A 14,691-nucleotide genomic window follows, 5' to 3' on the forward strand; every position below is an offset into this window, starting at 1 on the left:
CCCCATAACGCAATTTCTTTGTTTACGGATGACATCACCATGGCCCTTATTGTTGTCGAAACTACGTACGATCCCCCCATTGACCAGGCACTGTGGGATGAGCTAGTGGAGCGGTCAGCCCCCTGCATGACAGAGCGTAATGTCATCTGGAAACGCACCTATTTATCGCGCGATCGCAAACGCAGCATCTGTGAGCTTGACGCGGCTGATGCTGACACAGTCCGGGCTGCTTATCAACGAGGCAATGTCCCCTATGACACCATTTGGTCAGCCGATTTAGTGGATGAGTTACCGGCAAGTATCGAGAAATCATAGGGCCTACACCCAGGGAACGCCCAAAAGACGGTTAGGGAACGCAGCAATTTCTATTCTTGAATCATGAAAATTCCAACTCTTTTTGGAGCCCATGATGACAACGATAGACTCCCTAACCTCACTGACCATTGAAGGTAATACTCCACCGTTTGACACCGACAAGTCTGCAGATTTTGCCGAAAACTTGCTCAACATCCTCAACAGTGGTGCCCTGGCCCATATGCTATCCATTGGCCATCGCACCGGGCTATTGGACACGCTAGCTGAACTGCCGCCTGCCACCAGTCAACAAATTGCCGATGCGGCCAAACTGACTGAACGCTATGTTCGCGAATGGTTAGGGGCCATGGTCACTGGCCACATTGTCATTTACTACAGTGGCAACAAAACCTACCGGCTACCGGCTGAACATGCCGCCTGGCTCACCCGAAGCGCCAGCCCTAACAACATGGCCACCACCATGCAGTTTATTCCCCTCATTGGGGGTGTCGAAGATGCCATTGTCGATTGTTTCCACCAGGGTGGTGGCGTTCCCTATGCGGCCTATCAGCGTTTCCATACGGTGATGGCAGAAGAAAGTGCGCAAACTGTCATCACCGCCCTTGAAACCCAAGTTTTACCCCTGGTCCTTGGCTTAAAGGAACAACTGGCTGAAGGCATCTCTGTCGTTGATATCGGCTGTGGACAGGGACGTATATTACACACCCTGGCCAGCTGGTTCCCCAACAGTCGCTTTGTCGGCTATGACCTATCTAGCGACGTCATTACCTGGGCCAAGGCCGAATCACAACGGCTGGGACTACAAAATGTGACATTTCAGGTACAAGATGCAGCCTTGATTGTGGAAGAAAATCAGTATGACCTGGCACTCTCATTTGATGCCATTCACGATCAGGCACAGCCAGGTATCGTCTTACAAAATATCTACCGAGCCCTGCGACCAGAAGGGCTCTATCTCATGCAGGAGATTCAAGCATCTAGCAACCTAGAGGATAATCTAAATCATCCTGTAGGACCATTGTTGTATAGCATTTCCTGTAATCATTGCACTGCCGTTTCCCTAGCAGCAGGCGGTCCGGGTCTGGGAGCCATGTGGGGTCAAGAACTGGCCCTGGAAATGCTTCAGACTGCGGGCTTTAGCAACATCGAAGTACAACAGCTGGAAAACGACTTCCAGAACACCTATTATCTCGCCCGCAGGCTCTCTCAATAGTGCCAGGTGCATGGGCGCTAAAGCACTCACCACAGCAATGATGATCACCTAAAAACCAGTGAAATTGATTGATTAGCCCCTGTTTCTTTAAGTCTGGCCACATGAAAAATTTTCTCTCTTCCATTATGATTTTCCACCGTAAACAGCTGCTGATTGTAGGCCTTGGTCTGGGCCTAATGGTGATAGCGGCTAAGTTAACCCAGTCAAACGTGTATGCATCAGACCCTGTTATTCAGAACGAACAACAGTTAAACACACCACAATCGGATACGGATGATTTCTCAGAAATTATTCATCAGATTTTTCCCTAAAAGCCTTGCAATTAGATTAATTCAGCAGCGTAACACCTGCAGTCATCCCTATCAAACTTATGATGCGACTTTTGCAAACAGGGGTTAGTGCAGCCCTAATTTCCACCATAATCAGTGCTCCAACACTGGCTGCCACCCTGACACCAACCGAACAGGTGCAGCAGGCAGTGAACTGGTTCACGGGTTTCTTTACCAACCAGGCACAGGTTAACAGTGACCCTGCCGTGCCACTGCTGACCATGGAAAACTGTGCCGTACCGACCAGCAGCACAACGACCTCGCAATATGTCCATTTAGAACAATTTTGGGGTGACACAGGTGGGTTACTCCGCACCCGAGCCTATGGATTTAGCCCTGGAACCACAGGTGTTGACCTGAGCATATTTAGCTATCGCAATCTCGGCACTGCCCTAGGCACCTGTGACCAAGCAACGGCCATTTTAGACCTGAGCGATCTCCTCACACCCAGCTGTGACCTGACATTAACCTACAGAGAAGACGAGTTTTTTGGCACCAATGTCCCAACGGGCTGTCCCACCAGCTTCCCAGTGCCCGGCAGCACCGTAGTTTCAACAGTGACCATCGCCGCCAATACCGTTGACTCCACCGATACATTTCTCTTACCCAACGGCGGAGCCATTGGCACTCCTATCACCTTTAATCGCGTGAGCACACCTGAACCGACATTGATCGTTGGCGTTATCGCGGTAGGATTACTAGCAACCGCTGGTTACAAACGACCATAGGACTAAGCGTCAGCAAATTCTCCGTTTCTGCAATTTCAAGTTGCGAGCTCAACTTAAAATTCAAAATTCAAAACTCGCCTTAGTCTCCAAACACCTGCCCCGTACCAGCCTGCTGCAGCTTTAGAGAAGACATTCATGGAATCAAGCTTTTTAACCGCAGTTTTTCTACCGCTAGCCCTATTTATCATCATGTTAGGCATGGGGCTGAGCCTGACAACTCGCGATTTCCAAAGGATTCTGACCGAACCTAAAGCTGTCATTCTTGGACTGGTTGCTCAGCTAATTATGCTGCCAGTGGTTGGCTTTTTGTTAGCTAGCCTTTTCCCACTCTCACCGGAGTTGGCCGTTGGTGTGATGATTTTAGCCGCATGTCCAGGCGGTCCCACATCCAACATGGTGACCTACCTGGTGCAGGGAAATGTTGCACTTTCCATCACCCTGACAGCTATTAGCAGCCTGATTACAATCGTTACTATCCCCCTCGTGGTTAACTTTGCCATGCAACAGTTTATGGGGGAGGCAGGAGCTATACAACTTTCTTTTTTAACAACGGTTATTCAAATTGCCGTCATTACCCTCATTCCTGTTTCCATCGGCATGGCGCTTCATCACTACATCCCCAGGTTTGCCGCCAAGGTGGAAAAGTGGGTTAAGTGGCTGTCGTTGTTTTTCTTGGCGCTAATTATTGTTGGTCTGCTGGCCAAAGAACGGGCCAATGTCGCCAGCTTTTTTGTCCAGGTGGGTGGAGTCACGCTGGCTTTAAATGTGCTGACCATGGGATTGGGATTTGCGATCGCAACCCTCGCCAAGCTCGACGCCCGCAGAACAAAAGCCATCACCGTTGAAGTGGGTATTCAGAATGGCACCCTAGCCATCGCCATTGCCAGTGCACCCACCTTTTTAAATACCCCCAGCATGGCAATTCCCGCCGCCATCTATGCCCTAATCATGTTTGCCACCAGTGCAGGTTTTGCCTGGCTAATCCGCTACAAGAAAGCGGTGCCTGCCAGTTCACAACAACAGACGCCAGAGAGTAGCGAAAGTCGTCTATGAAGCTGTCCATCTACGGCCACCGGATATACATAGAGCATTGGCAAGAGCATTGGCAGCACGAAAGCTGGTTTTGCTGACTTTGCCTCAGCTGAACGTGTTCAGGGATCAGAATCTAGCCCATCACTAAGGGGACTGTTACTCCTACGACTGATGTAAAAAAGGCAATACAAACCAGAGGGGGGCCTTCTGATCGAGAGTTACCCTGGCCGTTGCATGCATACCGGCCAAAGGAATCATATTGAGACTGCTCGCCGACCACTTATAACCACTACTCGTATCAGGATCAGGTGTCAGTTCTATCAACACCTCAATCGTTGCAGGAGCCGTTGGATCTTCTAATTCACGTACCCCATCCAGGGTCATTACCATCGGTAGTGATACTTCACTGACTTTACCCTCAATGCCACCAGCCGCTTGCTTATTACCTTCCACATCCGGGATCAGCAGTACGTCCATACCGCGCTCAATCTGAGCCAGCTCCCCACTGGGAAAATGAGCCACACCCACCAGCTCACCAGACTCCCCCTCAGCATAGGCCAAAATGGCATGGCTGCTTGTAGTTACTGGGATCCGACCCTCACAGGCCCAAACAATAGTAGCCCCCAGCAGCCCACCAATCGTCGCTAGAGGCAGCCAACTGCGCGGAGAAACGATTTGCATAAGCTGATCAAGCTGCTCTGGCGACGATAAACGCTCCAAAGCTTCTTGACGAAAAATACTACTGTCGCCCATCCGAAATCTGGCCTCTAATAATGAAGGTTGATAATCCAGTAAAATTCACCTATTACCTATGCCCTTATAGCAAAAAGTTTAGCTTTTTTGGAGATACTCAGGAGATTTTAAGTATTCGAGATGCATTTACGTAGAATCTCTGACAATTGGCTTTTTATCTCTTAATAAATCCTCAGAAAACTCGTTGAAAGCCAACGGATCATTAAAAGTTCATGAGAAGTCACCAAAACCTCTTCCATTTTTTGACATGCTCGATATTATTGGAAAGTCCTGCATTGTGCATTTGACGATTGAACAGGACTTCCGTTGTTTCTACATTGAGGTAACTTCCATGGAAGAGCAGAACAAGAACGTTACTGACGAGCAATTGTCTGATGATCAACTAAAGGATGTTGCAGGCGGTAACAAGCTTCATGAGCAGCGTCTTGAGCACTTGGACAACCAGTCCAAGAGCGTTAAAGATATTCAAGCAGAGCGCCTTGATCAGCTTGATGAGCGTACAAAATAAGTCCAGTAACATCTAGATACAGTGACTCAGACCATGGGTTATCTGTATTAATGCTCAAAAAGTAATAGCCCTGCTAGTTTTTGAGCTAGCAGGGCTATTTTTATGCCTAATACGTCTGCAACTCCTAACACTTCTATCACTTCTGCCACTGTTGTTTGTTGCTTTTTTTATCAAAATATTGTTGATGTTCTTCAGTGGCTAACCAATAGGCAGTCGCCGCAACAATTTCAGTCACTATTGGTTTACTATATTGACTCGCAACAGTTCGCTTAGATTGGTGGGCTAGCTGTTGTTGTTCTTCGGTGTGATAAAAAATTACTGAACGATATTGTTCTCCACGATCAGCACCTTGACGATTAAGACTCGTCGGATCGTGGATTTTCCAAAAAGTTACTAATAGTGCTTCATAGCTAATTATGGCCGAATCGTATTCTATTTGAGCCACTTCAGCATGGCCAGTAATGCGAGAGAGTACGTCCAAGTAACATGGGTTTTCAAAATGTCCCCCCATGTAACCCACGGACGTTTTGGTTACCCCTGACAGTGAGCGAAATGCCCGTTCCACTCCCCAAAAACAACCGGCTCCAAATGTTGCCACTGCAACCATTTCAGTAATCTCCGACACATTATTTTCACTGAGATAAGTCGAGTAAAGCTGACTCACCTATCTAGTAGTGTAACGGTCGATGAAACCAAGGTAATTGTTCAAACTGTGTTCACAGGATTGTCTTGGCATCTGTTCAACTTCGAGATGCTACTGTCCGTGGGGCTCTATCTCAAAAGCAAGTTAATTCAAATCGTTCTTACAGAGCACCCATGGGGCTTAATTCACAGGCCAGCACACTAGTTTTAGCAATCGGCATCATACTCACAGGCTGTGGCGGTGGCGGCGGCAACGAAGACAAGGCTAGCAGCGGCACAACAGAACCACCCTCTGCCATCGAAAATAGTTGTACAACTATTTTGGCAGAACTGTTTGCCGACCTGCTGACCGAAACCAATACTATTCGTCAACAAAATGGAGCAAGGCCACTGAGTTTTTCTTATCGGCTAGGCAGAGCGGCGCAAGCCCATGCCCAAAATATGGCGACTGAAAATTATTTTAGCCATAGAAGTTCCAATGGTTCAACCCTTGCGGATCGGATTACGAGAGTCAACTATGATTACAGTACCGCTGGTGAAAATATTGCAGCTGGCCACGATTCAGCTGCCTCGGTGGTAACAGCCTGGTTCAATAGCCCTGGCCATAAAGAGAATTTGCTCAATACAACCTATACCGACATTGGTTTTGGTTTGCATTTTGACAGTCGTTCTACCTATGGCAATTATTGGGTACAAAACTTTGGTCACGCTGATAGCCTTGCCAGTCATGATGAGCGTGCCTACATTCCTGATGAGGGTGACTGCAGCATTGGTGACAATATCGCTAGCAACTATACAGCTGTTCTAAACAATGTAATTGTGGCTGATGTTGCTCCATTATCGCGTAGCCATCACCATCAGCCCGTGAGCACTATGGAGCCTACCCTGGGTTTAGGAGTTCTATTTGCGGCCTTAGGGTTCAGCTGTTCTAGAAAGAAAGTTTAAAGGACTTCCATCATTTAAACTTTAAAGAAGGGTATCCACAAGGGAGTGCCCCTACAGGATTGTTCATTTTTAATTATGTTTACTCTTCAACCTTGGGATCAAAGAGTTCTTGCCCTGATTGATAAAACGTCAGACCGCTAACAGTTTCTGCTATAGCACCCTGAGATACATCACCCCAAAAATGGCGGTAAGATGCCTGCTTAACCAAGTGCCGCTCCCCCGAGTCCGTACCTTAGTGCAAGAGGAGTGTAGCGGATGATAATGCTTTAAAGTAGCCCCAGCTGGAGTTTTTTGATACTTCCCAGGAATAAGTCTGATGATGAATGGTTCGATTTAGGTAGCTGGCAAAATCCAAGGCTACTGCACGCCGATCCGTTCGACCGTATCTTGCTCGGTCCGATCACATCAGGTGAGGGTGACCATCAGAATAGCTTTGTCAGGTATTTGCGTCTGTTCTTTGGACTATCATCCTTGTTCCGGCGCAGCGCGGTTGCTAAACAGCACTCATAATGTCCTCGTATTCTTGGCAGCTCAGTATTTTGGGGCTAACGATAGGAATTCCAGAGTCTACCAAGAAGAAGGGCGTCTGTTTATAACTTCCATCAATACGTGCCCTCAAAATTCTAGTTACATTACGGATGATTGTAACGATGAGGTCTACTGGGTTCGATTTTATTTCTCCTTTTGAATATGTTGTATTAACAGGTATGCATGTAGCCCCAAAGGCATTATCCAGTGTGATCTCGGACGACTCTAAACAGTTATGGACAAGGCCAATGAAAGACATTTTATAGATTGGTAAAGTATTTCCGATCGGTGTATTACAGCAAGTCGTATACCAGCGCAGTAAACCAGTTTCAGTAAGTCGCACACATGCTAATACTTCAGTTCCTTGAGTAAAGGAAATATTTTTTGGCAGCGTCTGAACAATGTCTGTCCCACCATGACGATCAAGGATTTCACTCCCTTTGCCTAGAAAGTGAGCAAATGCCTGACAATCCTGGCAATAGCAGATGACCCGATTCGCATGGGTGACATCATCAACAGTACCTTTAAGGCAACCACATTGACACTGTATTGGATGGCTCATGTCTCATTTCCCCAATAAACAGAACTTAATTGCTTTTGCTGTCTAACTGCTGTTTATCTATTATTAGATCCACGATCTACCTTTTCCATCTATCTCCCTACAAAGAGTTGCTATATTGCAAACGTTCAGTCTATCCAGCCCAATCAGGAAGATAGGCTACAAACTATCCCTAGGGAGACACGGAGACGGGGAGAGCTTGAGCACTAACCGATCTCTGCGTCTCACCCTGCCCGTGTCAGTCCTACTCACAATTTAGACCTTGATAGACTACTCGGCTTTTTTTAGCAATGTTTTGCTGTAAGCAAATTTTAGATGAATAATGATCTGAAGTTGATTGTTGGTGGCTGATGTCTAAATTACGTTTGGGCTTAGAGTGGTTTTTAAATCCAGATCATGTGCCTCTATTAGTAGGTCTTGAGCAAGGATGGTTTGCGGACGTTGGTTTGGACTTAGAACTGGTTGAACCCTCAGAGCATGTGGATGCGATCGCAGAACTGCAAGCTGGCACCCTCGATATCGCGGTTACAGAGCCGGTTCATCTGGTGGAAGACCGAGGTAAGGGCCATGCCGTGGTCGGTTGGGCTCGCTTTTTGCATACCAACGGTGGCGTCATGTACTTTACAGGACACGGTATCGAGCGACCGAAAGATATGGTGGGCAAGCGCATACAGTACCCCGGTGCACCGTCTGCGTTAGGGCGGGCCATCGCTAAAACCATGATTGAGGCCGATGGCGGTGACTTTACTGAAGATGCCATCACCTCTGTCGATAATGGCTTTTTGCATACCGATGCACTGGTTGAGGACAAGGCCGATCTGGCAACGCTGGTGTTCTACAACTTTGAAGTGATCGAAGCTCGACAGAGCGGTTATGATGCTCAGTTTTTTGCACTCAAAGATTGGGGCGTTCCTGATTTTTGCCAGCTTATTCTGATTGCAACGCCCGAATTGTTGCAACAGCGGCGACAAGACTTGCAGGTATTTTTGAAGGTATTACGACGGGGGATTGACTTTATTCACCAGCATCCTCAAGCGGCCCAAGCCATTTACGACCAGCGTACCGGAGCCTATGCAGGCAATCAGACCGGGCAAGCCATCTACGATGCAACAATCTCTTGTTTTACCCACGACTTTTCCATGAGTGCGGATTACTACGATCGTCTACAAGCCTGGATGCACAATACCGGACAGATTCCCCAATGCTTGTCAGCTAACGACTATTGGACTAACGCACTGGCACTTTAGATGTTTTTATTTTTTATTCAGAAACCGGCTCACTGATGATAAAACGACCCACCAACATTTACGACCAATACCACGCCCACGTTTATTTCGATGGCAGTTCTGTGGCAGCAGCCTCCTCACTATGTCAGAAGGCTGGAAAACTGTTTGCAGTGAAAGTAGGCCGAGTCCATCAAAAGCCCATTGGACCGCACCCTTGCCGGAGCTGTCAACTGGCATTTGATAAAGCCCAATTTGATCAATTGATCCCATGGCTGGAAAACAACCGAGGAGACTTAACGGTGCTTGTCCATGGGCTGACAGGAAACGATCTTCAAGATCATACTGAACATGCTTCCTGGCTCGGAAAGCCTGTGCCACTAAATCTATTGATCTTCGGGGATTAGCATGGGCTTAAACAAAGCTCTTTAAGCGATGGAAACTCACTCTGGCCATTGTGCCTTAGGGAGGAAAAACCGCCCCCTAACGTAACCAATCAAAGCCCATGCAGCCAGTTCAAAATTGATTCATTGACCACCTCTGGGCGTTCATCATGGGGACAATGGCCAGTCTGAGGGATGGCCTGGAACGTCGTTGGTGGCTGGGCGCTGGGGGACTCACTTAGGGTCTGATATACGGCTGCTCCTTGAATCGGAGTCCAGGGATCATTTTCTCCCCAAAGCACCAAGAGGGGCTGCTGAATTTTAGGTAACAGATCTTCGGGTTTTGGGCCAGCAGGGGCGGTCACAACAGAGGCAAACACTTTTTGGGCTCCTGGGTCACAGGCAGGGCGATGTAACATATCGACCAGTTCGTCTGTAATGGCGTCTCGATTGCGATAAACCTGCTTTAAGGAACCCCGAATCCGAAACTTACGCCGCACTTCATTAAAAATAAAGGGACCAAACAGATCAGAACTAACGAGCTGTGTAAATGTCCCCATCACGACTCGCAGGGGAAAATTCAGTTCATCCGGACGATGGTTAAGGCCCCCGGCGCAGTTGAGGAGTACTCCCCCTTGGGCCATGTCTGGCGCATTAGCCAGCATCATCAGGGTAATGAGGCCACCAATGGAGTTACCAATAAAGACAGCCGGTCGCCCAATGTGCTCTTGCCAATAGTCCTGCAGCAACGATTCCCAAATTTCTAGAGAGTAGTCGAGGGCCGGTTTATCCGATGCACCAAAGCCTAAGAGATCCAGAGCATGCACCTGATAGCCAGCTGCAGCCAAGACAGGGATATTTTTGCGCCAATGCCCGATCGATGCGCCAAAGCCATGGACTAGCACAATTGGTAATCCAGCCCCCTGAACGGTGTGACAAATGCGGTGCCCCCGCCAGGTCCAATATTGCTTTTCGAGAGCGGTGGTTAATTGAGCGGTCATAGATGCTTTGTTAGGAGAAGAAATGAAAACGAGCTGCGTTGACGGCACAGAGTCCTTCTTCATCATAAAGCGGTTCTTGCTAGAGGGGGGCTCCAGTAGTGGGGGTGGTCTGGGTGATTTTGAGCAAGACCTGGTTGCTTGAGCGCAGGCTGTGGCTGTGTGGTGAAATGTGCGATCGCTATCCCCGTTATCAAGATTGACTGTATTGATTGTGCCAAATTGTTATTGGGCTAACATGCATGTATTGCGATCTGGTAAGTGCCCCATACTGAAAACTTGCTGCAGCTGTCTGGATAACTCATAGTAGTTATGCCGCTAGCGTTACGCGGTGGCTTTAAATACCTGGCAAGAATTACCACTTATGGAGCTTGAAATTTTTAAGGCATCGAAACAAGATAAACCTATTCTGAAACGTATGCTAGAGCTTTATCAGCATGATATCTCTCCATTTTCTAATGCTGATTTGAATGTTCATGGTGAATTTGGTTATACCTATTTGGATTACTATTGGGTTGAAGATAGACGATATCCCTACCTCGCCAGGTTTACAGGTAAGTTTGTTGGTTTTGTACTGGTAAACACTCATAACTATTTGCCTAAAAGTCAGTACAGCATAGCCGAGTTCTTTGTGATGAAGCGCTACCGTCGTCAGGGAATTGGAAAGACACTAGCCATACATATCTTTGAGCAACATCCTGGGGTATGGGAAGTACGCCAACTACCCGGTCATAGCGAAGCAGTCGTTTTCTGGAGAAATACTATCAGCGACTACTCGGCAGGAATCTTTCAAGAAATGGCTGATGGATGCAGAGATTGGAGAGGTTCTATTTTCAGTTTTAATAACTCTAAAAGTTAAAGGCAAGATTGAACTAAAAGAAGGGATTGATTTAATTTTTGGACGTAGTTCGCCAGAAAGATACCAAAAGACTATTCAACGTCTTCGTACTTCTTCGTACTTCTTCGTACTTCTGTAATATGGCTTGATGCCCCAGACGCATCTGTCCCGCAGCAAGAAGAAGCTGTTCGTGCTCTAGGCGAATGCTTAGGTCTGGCTTCCACTAGAATAGATAATGATGATGGAACAGGACCTGATGTGTTCTGGATCGATGAAACTTCTAAAAAATGTCTCGCTTTTGAATTGAAGACACGTAAAAAATCAGACCCAACTTACTATAAAAAAGATATTGAAGAGGGGCATGATCATTTGTCTTGGCTTCGTCAAAACTATCCGGATTTCTTGTGTCTTGAATTAGTTTATGTGGGACCAGAAGGAAAACGACATGACAGGGGTAATCCATCTTCAGAAATGTATTGGTGTGATCTATCTGTTTTGGTTGCAATTAAAAATCAACTAATCTCAGGTATCGAAGATCTAAGAGCAGTTTCTCCAACCCAGAGAGTGAATAAAGTTAAAGAGTTTTGTGCCGAGTTGCAATGGAAAGTTGAAGGTCTTGCCTCAAAAGTCAAGGTAAAATCTATGCAGTCTTTTGACGTGTTATCAAACTGACTGTTGCACTTAGCACCATGCTGCTCAACTTCACCGTTAGCTAGCTTTATTTTCAGTTTTGGCGGTCATCTGGATTTTCTCCGTTGACATTGCAAGTTTCATTAGAGGAAAAGTTGAATAATCCCTGTGATGTTGTCGTTGCCATGCCCAGACGAGATCGCATCCTGATAAATATCGTGAATAGTGTTGGAGGTCGGCGTTAAAGCTTCTAGGGCTTGCGCTGTTTGAATCACATAGCGAAAGTCTTTCTCGACTAGCCCAATCGGAAACAGGGGCGCATGATTCTGGGTCAACATGAGGTTTCCAGCCAGTTTGGCGGCTGGACTGATAATCGGCAGCTCACCCAGATATTCCATCGCTTTTTTGCCAGTAATACCAGTCTTTGTCAGCATCCCGATCAATTCTGCTAACGCCGCTACCTGAATCCCAAATAGAGCATTGACTGCCAGTTTCATCGCCATTCCCTGACCGATTGAACCGATATGGTAAATGGTTGCTGCCCCAGCAGCCGACAGAACCGATTGAGCTTGTGTCAAGATTTCTGCCTCACCTCCCACTAGATAAATCAGTTTGCTAGCTTCGGCTTGGGGACGAGAGCCAACTACGGGAGCATCGAGAAAGGCGACCCCACGACTTGAGAGTGCTGTTGCCAATTCTTTTGTCCAATCCACGGTCAAAGTACTGGATTCGATCGCAATTTTCCCTTTGCCAAGCCTTAACATGGCACCTGTTTCCGGATCAAGCCAGATTCTTCGTGACACATCATTATCTGTGACCATACTCATCACGATATCGGCCTGCTCGGCGGCTTCCCTAGGGGTTGCCGCATAAACAGCGCCTTTTTCTAGGAGGGGCTTGACCTTATCTGCCGTTCTGTTGTAGACCACCACTTGATATTGAGCCTTGAGCAAGTTTTGCACGAGACGAGAGCCCATTGCACCAGATCCTAAAACCGCAATCTTCTTCTGGTTCATGGTTAATTACCTCCTTCAATAATTTTATGATTTGATACTTTTAGCGAGGGCTAGCTAGCCCTGAACCGCCGTTAGCCCCGTCGCCAGTGAGGAGGATAGGTTCGGTCATATTCAGCGAAGTTCGCAACTGTAATCATTGTGACAGGCATTCGATTTACTTCCTTTGACATCACGGGCAGTTGCATAGAAGTTTTTGACCTCCGCTTGCAACAGCGCGTTAACGAATGCGGAACCAATGCCACGATTTGCGCCAGTTACCAGTACTGTTGTTGTTTTGGAGTTTCATAATAGGGTCGCTCTCGGACTAGTGAGGGTTGTGTGTGGCTCGAATCAAACCATGACTGCATACTATCAACTACAAACAAAGCAATAAACACCAGCTTATGAACGACTTTCGTGCACATTCTGCATAAATAGCCGTCTGTTCGGATAAGATTATCTCTAGCAAGCGATCGCTGGAGCAGATGGGTGCCCGGATTTCCCAATGGATGTATCGGTGTTACAGCTTTTTGTGGAGGTGATGAGGCAGGGCAGTTTTGCTGCGGTTGCCCGTGATCGCAATCTTAATCCGTCTTCCGTTTCACGGGCGATCGCAGGTTTGGAGGAAGAATTAGGAATTAGACTATTCCAACGCACGACCCGTCAACTCTCCCCCACAGAAGCAGGGACAACTTATTTTGAGCGCATCGAGCCGCTGGTTGAGGGAATTCAGCAAGCAATCGACGTAACCACAGACATTTCTGAGCAGCCGAAGGGAACCCTTAGAGTCACGGCTTCTGTCTCCTTTGGACACAAATGCATTGTGCCGTTACTGCCGCAATTTGACGCGCTATATCCCGATCTCACGGTCGATTTATTACTGACCGATGCAGTGGTCGATTTGTTTGCCGAAAGGATTGATGTGGCCGTTCGTCTCGGATTACTCGCCGATTCGACCCTGATTGCTCAACGACTGATGCAAACTCATTATTCAGTCTGTGCGAGCCCAGCGTATCTCAAGCGCTTCGGAAAAGCCAAGAAACCGATGGATATAGAACACCATAACTGCTTGCTGTTCCCACTTGCAGGATTTCGATCAAAGTGGATTTTCAAAGATCGCAAGGGGGCATTGAGCGAGGTTTCTGTCTCTGGACGGACGGTGATTTCAAGTGCGATCGCGCTTCAGCACTGTGCGATCGCAGGAATGGGTTTAGCGCTACTGCCCAACTGGTTGATCGACGAAGACCTGCGGGCTGGTAGGCTGGTTAATGCATTTCCAAAGTACGACGTGACGGCAACAGATTTTAACACCGCAGCTTGGCTGGTTTATCCTTCTCGTGCCTATGTTCCACTCAAGGTTCGTGTATTCATTGATTTCCTTAAGAACTATATTTCGAGTTAATGACGCTGCTGTATAGTTGGCTTTGCCGCAAGCTACCAGTCGATGAAGCGGGCGGTTGAAAAATCTCGGCAGGGTTGCTGAGTTCATCTACCGCCACTTATCTTAGTCGTTATGTGACAAAGACATATGGATGACATCTTCGCAGATGCAAACCGCCGAGAAGACCAACTCTACAATGAACTCGCAGCTAGCCCCGTTAGCGAGTTGACCGGCGTTGTCAGCTCTAATGGCGTCGGTGCTGGAAAATCCGGTGGACAAGAACTTTGGTCGTTGCTACTCACCTTCGATGCGTGGCGCGTTGGCTCAGACCCGGTCCGAACTGAGTCCCTCACGCTTCGCCGTCGAGTCACCGATGCCGAACTTCGGACGTTTCAAGATTTAATAGATGCAGAAACGGTAATCAGAATTAGGGCTCGCATCGCCGAGAACAATGTACTTGGTAGCCCCCAGGGGCAGCTTGAAGAATTCATCCAAGTTGATCTGGCAGATTCCGAGTTGCACACACATTTGGCCGAACTCCAGAAACCAGTAATACATCAAGACCTGAAAGGGAGACACAACGGCTAAAGCGTATCTAGGACAGCTTCTATAGCTCTTAGCCCTCGTAAATGATACTCAATTTTGTTTCGGTCGAGTCTCATCAAAGCCTGAACTTGTTGGTTGCAACGAT

19 protein-coding genes are annotated in these 14,691 nt (G+C 47.5%); 13 read left to right on the forward strand and 6 right to left on the reverse strand.

What is annotated here, in order from left to right; all coding sequences use genetic code 11:
* Positions 1 to 39: 39 nt before the first annotated feature.
* The 5 genes from QGP82_RS15190 (at position 40) to QGP82_RS15210 (ending at position 3,638) form a co-directional block, all read left to right on the forward strand.
* Entirely contained in the window at positions 40 to 315 is a 276-nt protein-coding gene (locus tag QGP82_RS15190; protein ID WP_163671495.1) for a nickel-binding protein, read from the forward strand.
* A gap of 94 nt (positions 316 to 409) precedes the next feature.
* Positions 410 to 1,528 carry a class I SAM-dependent methyltransferase gene (locus QGP82_RS15195; RefSeq protein WP_499060064.1) on the forward strand — a complete coding sequence of 373 codons (1,119 nt, stop codon included), beginning with the start codon at positions 410 to 412 and terminating at the stop codon, positions 1,526 to 1,528.
* A gap of 101 nt (positions 1,529 to 1,629) precedes the next feature.
* The gene (locus tag QGP82_RS15200; protein ID WP_499060037.1) at positions 1,630 to 1,839 is read left to right on the forward strand and encodes a hypothetical protein; all 210 of its coding nucleotides are present in this window, start codon (positions 1,630 to 1,632) and stop codon (positions 1,837 to 1,839) included.
* A 59-nt stretch (positions 1,840 to 1,898) separates the two neighbouring features.
* Positions 1,899 to 2,585, forward strand: coding sequence for a CpcT/CpeT family chromophore lyase (locus QGP82_RS15205; protein ID WP_499060038.1), 687 nt, complete (start codon positions 1,899 to 1,901; stop codon positions 2,583 to 2,585).
* Positions 2,586 to 2,720: 135 nt separating this feature from the next.
* A complete protein-coding gene (locus QGP82_RS15210) occupies positions 2,721 to 3,638 on the forward strand; it encodes a bile acid:sodium symporter family protein (protein ID WP_499060040.1) in 918 nt (305 codons plus the stop codon).
* Positions 3,639 to 3,779: 141 nt separating this feature from the next.
* Here the strand turns inward: QGP82_RS15210 and QGP82_RS15215 are convergent, their stop codons facing one another.
* Positions 3,780 to 4,370, reverse strand: a complete 591-nt coding sequence (locus tag QGP82_RS15215) for a hypothetical protein (protein ID WP_163671491.1) — start codon at positions 4,368 to 4,370, stop codon at positions 3,780 to 3,782.
* A gap of 184 nt (positions 4,371 to 4,554) precedes the next feature.
* Between QGP82_RS15215 and QGP82_RS15220 the strand changes: the two genes are divergently transcribed.
* On the forward strand, positions 4,555 to 4,878 hold the full coding sequence (locus tag QGP82_RS15220; protein WP_163661798.1) for a hypothetical protein: 324 nt from the start codon (positions 4,555 to 4,557) through the stop codon (positions 4,876 to 4,878).
* A 136-nt stretch (positions 4,879 to 5,014) separates the two neighbouring features.
* On the opposite strand, the gene msrA is transcribed toward QGP82_RS15220, so the two are convergent.
* Positions 5,015 to 5,485 carry a peptide-methionine (S)-S-oxide reductase MsrA gene (msrA, locus tag QGP82_RS15225; RefSeq protein WP_163671904.1) on the reverse strand — a complete coding sequence of 157 codons (471 nt, stop codon included), beginning with the start codon at positions 5,483 to 5,485 and terminating at the stop codon, positions 5,015 to 5,017.
* Between the two features lie 209 nt (positions 5,486 to 5,694).
* Here msrA and QGP82_RS15230 point away from each other — a divergent pair, with 209 nt between their 5' ends.
* Positions 5,695 to 6,465, forward strand: coding sequence for a CAP domain-containing protein (locus tag QGP82_RS15230; protein ID WP_499060043.1), 771 nt, complete (start codon positions 5,695 to 5,697; stop codon positions 6,463 to 6,465).
* A 79-nt stretch (positions 6,466 to 6,544) separates the two neighbouring features.
* On the opposite strand, the gene QGP82_RS15235 is transcribed toward QGP82_RS15230, so the two are convergent.
* Both QGP82_RS15235 and QGP82_RS15240 read right to left on the reverse strand, forming a co-directional pair.
* A complete protein-coding gene (locus tag QGP82_RS15235) occupies positions 6,545 to 6,673 on the reverse strand; it encodes a hypothetical protein (protein WP_284681687.1) in 129 nt (42 codons plus the stop codon).
* A gap of 285 nt (positions 6,674 to 6,958) precedes the next feature.
* Positions 6,959 to 7,555, reverse strand: a complete 597-nt coding sequence (locus tag QGP82_RS15240; protein WP_499060045.1) for a DUF6151 family protein — start codon at positions 7,553 to 7,555, stop codon at positions 6,959 to 6,961.
* A 347-nt stretch (positions 7,556 to 7,902) separates the two neighbouring features.
* Here QGP82_RS15240 and QGP82_RS15245 point away from each other — a divergent pair, with 347 nt between their 5' ends.
* Entirely contained in the window at positions 7,903 to 8,799 is an 897-nt protein-coding gene (locus QGP82_RS15245; RefSeq protein WP_499060047.1) for an ABC transporter substrate-binding protein, read from the forward strand.
* Between the two features lie 35 nt (positions 8,800 to 8,834).
* Positions 8,835 to 9,182, forward strand: coding sequence for a DOPA 4,5-dioxygenase family protein (locus QGP82_RS15250; protein ID WP_499060049.1), 348 nt, complete (start codon positions 8,835 to 8,837; stop codon positions 9,180 to 9,182).
* 89 nt (positions 9,183 to 9,271) lie between these two features.
* Here the strand turns inward: QGP82_RS15250 and QGP82_RS15255 are convergent, their stop codons facing one another.
* Positions 9,272 to 10,159: an alpha/beta fold hydrolase gene (locus tag QGP82_RS15255; RefSeq protein ID WP_499060051.1), complete on the reverse strand. Its 888-nt coding sequence runs from the start codon at positions 10,157 to 10,159 to the stop codon at positions 9,272 to 9,274.
* Between the two features lie 328 nt (positions 10,160 to 10,487).
* Here QGP82_RS15255 and QGP82_RS15260 point away from each other — a divergent pair, with 328 nt between their 5' ends.
* Together QGP82_RS15260 and QGP82_RS15265 are read left to right on the forward strand one after the other, a co-directional pair.
* Positions 10,488 to 11,015: a GNAT family N-acetyltransferase gene (locus tag QGP82_RS15260; protein WP_499060052.1), complete on the forward strand. Its 528-nt coding sequence runs from the start codon at positions 10,488 to 10,490 to the stop codon at positions 11,013 to 11,015.
* Positions 11,016 to 11,252: 237 nt separating this feature from the next.
* On the forward strand, positions 11,253 to 11,666 hold the full coding sequence (locus QGP82_RS15265; protein ID WP_499060054.1) for a hypothetical protein: 414 nt from the start codon (positions 11,253 to 11,255) through the stop codon (positions 11,664 to 11,666).
* Between the two features lie 101 nt (positions 11,667 to 11,767).
* Here QGP82_RS15265 and QGP82_RS15270 read toward each other — a convergent pair whose 3' ends face one another.
* Positions 11,768 to 12,640, reverse strand: coding sequence for an NAD(P)-dependent oxidoreductase (locus QGP82_RS15270; protein ID WP_499060056.1), 873 nt, complete (start codon positions 12,638 to 12,640; stop codon positions 11,768 to 11,770).
* Between the two features lie 484 nt (positions 12,641 to 13,124).
* Between QGP82_RS15270 and QGP82_RS15275 the strand changes: the two genes are divergently transcribed.
* Both QGP82_RS15275 and QGP82_RS15280 read left to right on the forward strand, forming a co-directional pair.
* On the forward strand, positions 13,125 to 14,021 hold the full coding sequence (locus QGP82_RS15275; protein ID WP_499060058.1) for a LysR family transcriptional regulator: 897 nt from the start codon (positions 13,125 to 13,127) through the stop codon (positions 14,019 to 14,021).
* A 126-nt stretch (positions 14,022 to 14,147) separates the two neighbouring features.
* A complete protein-coding gene (locus QGP82_RS15280; protein WP_499060060.1) occupies positions 14,148 to 14,588 on the forward strand; it encodes a DUF7021 domain-containing protein in 441 nt (146 codons plus the stop codon).
* Positions 14,589 to 14,691: the final 103 nt, after the last annotated feature.

It is taken from the genome of Leptothoe sp. LEGE 181152 (assembly GCF_032906605.1).
GTDB lineage: Bacteria > Cyanobacteriota > Cyanobacteriia > Phormidesmidales > Phormidesmidaceae > Leptothoe > Leptothoe turfae.

Bases quoted from the DNA above. Each gene is read 5' to 3' on its own strand.
- QGP82_RS15190 (WP_163671495.1), top strand. From the start codon at position 40: ATGGCCCTTATTGTTGTCGAAACTACGTACGATCCCCCCATTGACCAG.
- msrA (WP_163671904.1), bottom strand. From the start codon at position 5,485: ATGGTTGCAGTGGCAACATTTGGAGCCGGTTGTTTTTGGGGAGTGGAA.
- QGP82_RS15215 (WP_163671491.1), bottom strand. From the start codon at position 4,370: ATGGGCGACAGTAGTATTTTTCGTCAAGAAGCTTTGGAGCGTTTATCG.
- QGP82_RS15245 (WP_499060047.1), top strand. From the start codon at position 7,903: ATGTCTAAATTACGTTTGGGCTTAGAGTGGTTTTTAAATCCAGATCAT.
- QGP82_RS15195 (WP_499060064.1), top strand. From the start codon at position 410: ATGACAACGATAGACTCCCTAACCTCACTGACCATTGAAGGTAATACT.
- QGP82_RS15210 (WP_499060040.1), top strand. From the start codon at position 2,721: ATGGAATCAAGCTTTTTAACCGCAGTTTTTCTACCGCTAGCCCTATTT.
- QGP82_RS15240 (WP_499060045.1), bottom strand. From the start codon at position 7,555: ATGAGCCATCCAATACAGTGTCAATGTGGTTGCCTTAAAGGTACTGTT.
- QGP82_RS15250 (WP_499060049.1), top strand. From the start codon at position 8,835: ATGATAAAACGACCCACCAACATTTACGACCAATACCACGCCCACGTT.
- QGP82_RS15230 (WP_499060043.1), top strand. From the start codon at position 5,695: ATGGGGCTTAATTCACAGGCCAGCACACTAGTTTTAGCAATCGGCATC.
- QGP82_RS15275 (WP_499060058.1), top strand. From the start codon at position 13,125: ATGGATGTATCGGTGTTACAGCTTTTTGTGGAGGTGATGAGGCAGGGC.
- QGP82_RS15200 (WP_499060037.1), top strand. From the start codon at position 1,630: ATGAAAAATTTTCTCTCTTCCATTATGATTTTCCACCGTAAACAGCTG.
- QGP82_RS15205 (WP_499060038.1), top strand. From the start codon at position 1,899: ATGATGCGACTTTTGCAAACAGGGGTTAGTGCAGCCCTAATTTCCACC.
- QGP82_RS15280 (WP_499060060.1), top strand. From the start codon at position 14,148: ATGGATGACATCTTCGCAGATGCAAACCGCCGAGAAGACCAACTCTAC.
- QGP82_RS15270 (WP_499060056.1), bottom strand. From the start codon at position 12,640: ATGAACCAGAAGAAGATTGCGGTTTTAGGATCTGGTGCAATGGGCTCT.
- QGP82_RS15255 (WP_499060051.1), bottom strand. From the start codon at position 10,159: ATGACCGCTCAATTAACCACCGCTCTCGAAAAGCAATATTGGACCTGG.